The organism is Bacillus sp. JST-5 (assembly GCF_057747715.1).
In genome coordinates this window covers 19,683-23,782 of the sequence record NZ_JBYLHW010000041.1, presented here as the reverse complement: position 1 = coordinate 23,782, position 4,100 = coordinate 19,683, and the positions used below count along the sequence as shown (strand labels likewise).

General features: G+C 32.8%; 5 protein-coding genes. All 5 read left to right on the top strand.

What is annotated here, in order from left to right; all coding sequences use genetic code 11:
* Positions 1–491: 491 nt before the first annotated feature.
* Complete coding sequence (locus AC3ASS_RS09435; protein WP_488283279.1) at positions 492–1,034, top strand: PadR family transcriptional regulator; 543 nt, start codon at positions 492–494, stop codon at positions 1,032–1,034.
* Between the two features lie 20 nt (positions 1,035–1,054).
* On the top strand, positions 1,055–1,642 hold the full coding sequence (locus tag AC3ASS_RS09430) for a DUF2269 domain-containing protein (RefSeq protein ID WP_488283278.1): 588 nt from the start codon (positions 1,055–1,057) through the stop codon (positions 1,640–1,642).
* Positions 1,643–2,472: 830 nt separating this feature from the next.
* The gene (gene tsaE, locus AC3ASS_RS09425; RefSeq protein ID WP_488283277.1) at positions 2,473–2,928 is read left to right on the top strand and encodes a tRNA (adenosine(37)-N6)-threonylcarbamoyltransferase complex ATPase subunit type 1 TsaE; all 456 of its coding nucleotides are present in this window, start codon (positions 2,473–2,475) and stop codon (positions 2,926–2,928) included.
* Positions 2,925–3,620, top strand: coding sequence for a tRNA (adenosine(37)-N6)-threonylcarbamoyltransferase complex dimerization subunit type 1 TsaB (gene tsaB, locus AC3ASS_RS09420; RefSeq protein ID WP_488283276.1), 696 nt, complete (start codon positions 2,925–2,927; stop codon positions 3,618–3,620). The genes tsaE and tsaB overlap by 4 nt, the downstream gene beginning before the upstream one ends.
* A gap of 11 nt (positions 3,621–3,631) precedes the next feature.
* On the top strand, positions 3,632–4,081 hold the full coding sequence (gene rimI / locus AC3ASS_RS09415) for a ribosomal protein S18-alanine N-acetyltransferase (protein ID WP_488283275.1): 450 nt from the start codon (positions 3,632–3,634) through the stop codon (positions 4,079–4,081).
* Positions 4,082–4,100 lie beyond the last annotated feature (19 nt).

Here is a 4,100-nt window from a genome sequence, read left to right as displayed (position 1 = left end):
ATTCTCCACTTCTACTATAAAAAAATAGTAGCACAGACCATGGCCGTGGTCTGTGCTACTAATCTTAGTATGTTTTTTGTACTCTATACTAAATTTTGGGGTTTAACAACAATTTGAAAGTAAAAAAGAAGCATGCATTCTTCAATTTCTCATACAATTGCTTAAATAAAGAAAAAGGAAAAGAGTTTGATGAAATCATATTCATAAAATTTAATGTGTTTTACCCTTCTTGTGAAAACGAATCCCCTTTATAGTAAAAACGAATCCCCTTTATAGTAAAAACCTTTAAAATGGGAAAGACTGATCACACATTTACAGCATATTTTTTATATCGTGTATTTCATTCAGTTCACAGGACTGGTAACTCTTGTGTACAAAAAAGAACTTTACAAATGAAAAAAATACGACTAATATATTAGTATGTTCAATACTAGTATTACAAATACTAGTATATTTCATATTAAAATCATTGAAAAGGTGGTATTGTTGAGATGAATTTTTCCCCCACTGAATGTCTTGTATTAGGGTTGTTGCATTCTGGTGCACGATATGGTCACGAGATAGACAAATATTTGGATCAAATGAAAATTAGATATTGGACTAAAACCAATAGAGCCACCATTTATCAAACTCTACAGAGGATCGAAAGGAAAGGTTGGGTAACGAGTGATACAGAAGTAGTAGGAAATATGCCGAGAAGAAAAGTTTATTCACTCACGCCTACAGGAAAGAAGGCTTTACAAGAAATGGTGTTTGCTGGTCTTGCTTCACAGGAAATTGTTACATTTGACTATTCAATTGCAATAGGATGGTTGGAGGTTTTACCTACACAATTAGTAATAGACCAAGTTATCCAACGGAAGAATTTTGTCGAAAAAATTATTCATCAATTTTCGCAAGAAGATGTAGATAGCTCGAATGTCTACATTGGCAAAAGGGCAAATGTAAAGTTTCTAAAATCGTATTACAAAATGGAAAGAGAGTGGCTTGATTGGTTATTACTTGAACTGAGAAGGATAGAAAAAAAGGTTTAATCCACAAAAAATTTTATAAATTGATGGGAATTATTGTAATCGGTTCAATTGCATTAACGATTTTGTTTTTGACCACTTTATTAGTATTTTTTGGAAACCGTATATCAAAAAATTTAAGTATTAATAAAAAGAAGTGGTGGGTCATTGCTCACGTGATTTTCGTTATTATGTACTTTGCTGGATTATTAGGAGAACTTGTAATGGCAGTTTCTACAACTTTTCCAAAATTCGAAGATCATATATACGCTGCTCATATGTATATCTTGTTCTTCGACAATTTTCTAATTATACCCGGTGGCTTTGGCTGTTTAATAACTGGGATCTGGATTGCGGTCCGAACTAATTGGGGATTCACAAAATACTATTGGATTATTGCAAAGTGGATTGGGAACATTCTAGCAATTCTATTAGGTTCAGCAATCATTGGTTTACGTATCCACAACGAGATTCCGAAAATCCTTTCCATTGAACTGTATCCATTACAAGCCCAAGAATATCTCAATAATCGAATGATGTTATTTGTAGGTATTGTTACTTGTCTAGTTATTTTACTTTTCTTGGTTGTTATTTCCTACCTGAAGCCGTGGGGAAAAAGGAAAACGGTTTAGATAGTGGAGTATAGAAAAGCAAAACAGGTTTCCATCCAACTTAGGACTCTACTCTACATTATAAATTGAGAATAAAGTTAAATCGTATTTGAATGTGAGTAATCAAGATTAAGTCTTTTGGATACAAAACTAAATGTTGTGGTTTTAAAAACAATGGAAAGCAAAAAAGCACGCATTCTCCGATTTCTCTTATCCTTAAATTAGCTAGAAACAAGGAAAAGAGAGAAGAAGCGTGCAAATGAATTAAAATATACCTACCCTGGTTTAGAAAATATAACGGTTACTAAATTGATAAAATGAAGACCGGATATAGATTCCAGAAACTGAATACGAATATGCAACTTGAATAGTTTTTCAAGACTAATTTTTATTTCTTCTCACTATGGTTTCAACTATCCGTTCCTTGTATGTTATATCACTCCATCCGTACCTAAACGGCTCTATCATTACTACTTAATGATTATTTCATATTTCACTTATTAATGGTTCAAAATGAAACATTCCTCAATAAAATCCAGACTCTAAGTTTCTTTTCCGTTACTATGCTTTACACTTCTTTTTTCATGTTAGTGAATTCTGAATAATGAACTTGAAACATTCAAATCTTGACCTCTATGCTTATGTCGATTGTTTATTACTTTAACAAAAATGGACTAATAAAACGTATTTATTTATTTATGAAGGTATTACCTTTCTATTCTTTTATTAGATAGATGAAAAATGGATATATTTAAATTAAGTTACAAACGTTTTTGAATTGGAATGATTGATATTTCTTTCTCATTTCGGTAAATTTAATGAAGTAAGAAAAATATACAGGTGGCTGAACAATGGCGCAATTTGAGAAAATTACATACAATGAACAAGAAACTTTATTATTAGCTCAACAATTAGGTGCTCTACTAAAGGGTGGAGATGTCATTGCTCTGGAAGGAGATTTAGGAGCAGGAAAAACAACCTTTACAAAAGGGATTGCTAAAGGTCTAGAAGTCAAAAGAACCGTAAATAGTCCGACGTTTACAATTATTAAAGAATATAAGGGAAGACTACCTTTATATCATATGGATGTTTATCGTCTAAAGGATGCGGATGAAGATCTTGGATTTGATGAATATTTTTACGGAAACGGAGTTACTGTTGTTGAATGGGCACATCTCATCAATGAACAATTACCAATTGAACTACTAAATATTGAAATATTTCACCATAATGATGGGGGAAGAAAGATCGTTTTTAAACCTAAAGGAAAACGATATGAACAGTTATGCAAGGAGTTACTAAAATGAGCATTTTATCAATTGATACATCAAACTATGTTTTAGGAATTGCCCTTATAGACGATTCAAAAGTAATTGGTGAATATATTACAAATTTAAAAAAAAATCACTCGGTTCGTGTAATGCCAGCAATTCAACAATTGTTGGAGGAATGTGATTATACACCAAAAAACCTTAAAAAAATAGTAGTTGCTAAAGGTCCTGGTTCTTACACTGGAGTAAGAATTGGTGTTACAATTGCCAAAACATTAGCATGGTCATTACAGATTCCGCTCGTGGGAGTTTCAAGCTTAAAAGTGTTAGCTGCAAATGGTAGACATTTTCCAGGATTTATTTCTCCGTTATTCGATGCTAGAAGAGGGCAATTATATACAGGGTTATATAAATGGGATGCAGGAGTGTTGAAGGAAGTAATTGAAGATCAAAATGTGAAAAACGAAGAATGGGCAAAGCGGTTAAAAGAATTAGATGAACCAGTTTTGTTTTTAGGAAATGATCTTCCACTACATCAAGATGTTTTATCAGAAATATTGGGGGAAAATTACTATTCTGGAATCATTACAGAACATAACCCAAGACCTGCTGAGCTAGCTTTATTAGGAAAAGATTTGCCGGGTGAGAATATACATACATTCACCCCTAATTATATCCGTTTGGCAGAGGCTGAAGCTAAATGGTTAGGTGAAAATAATCAAGGTTAGGAAGGATTATTGTGGGGAAAACTCCTTCGTATCGTTATATGAATTTAATGGATTTAGATGATATTATGGAAGTTGAGCGTCTATCGTTTACGTTACCATGGAGTCGAGAAGCTTTTTACAGAGAATTGACGGATAACCCATACGCCTATTATATCGTTGCAGATATAGACGGAAAAGCAATAGGTTATGGTGGGGTTTGGATTGTCGTAGATGAGGCACATATTACAAATATAGCTGTTCGTCCTGAATATAGAGGTAAGAAAATAGGCGAAACGCTATTAAAACAATTACAAAATTTAGCCCGTGAAAAAGGGGCAAAAACAATGACATTAGAAGTGAGAGTATCCAATCACGTGGCGCAAAATTTATATAGGAAATTAGGATTTAAAAATGGTGGCATTCGAAAAGGATATTATACGGATAATTTTGAAGATGCACTAGTAATGTGGGTGAATTTATAAATGATGGATAACCAATTCA

What these genes read in the sequence shown, in the direction of transcription:
- AC3ASS_RS09435 (WP_488283279.1), top strand. Translation starts at nt 492, where the DNA reads ATGAATTTTTCCCCCACTGAATGTCTTGTATTAGGGTTGTTGCATTCT.
- tsaE (WP_488283277.1), top strand. Translation starts at nt 2,473, where the DNA reads ATGGCGCAATTTGAGAAAATTACATACAATGAACAAGAAACTTTATTA.
- tsaB (WP_488283276.1), top strand. Translation starts at nt 2,925, where the DNA reads ATGAGCATTTTATCAATTGATACATCAAACTATGTTTTAGGAATTGCC.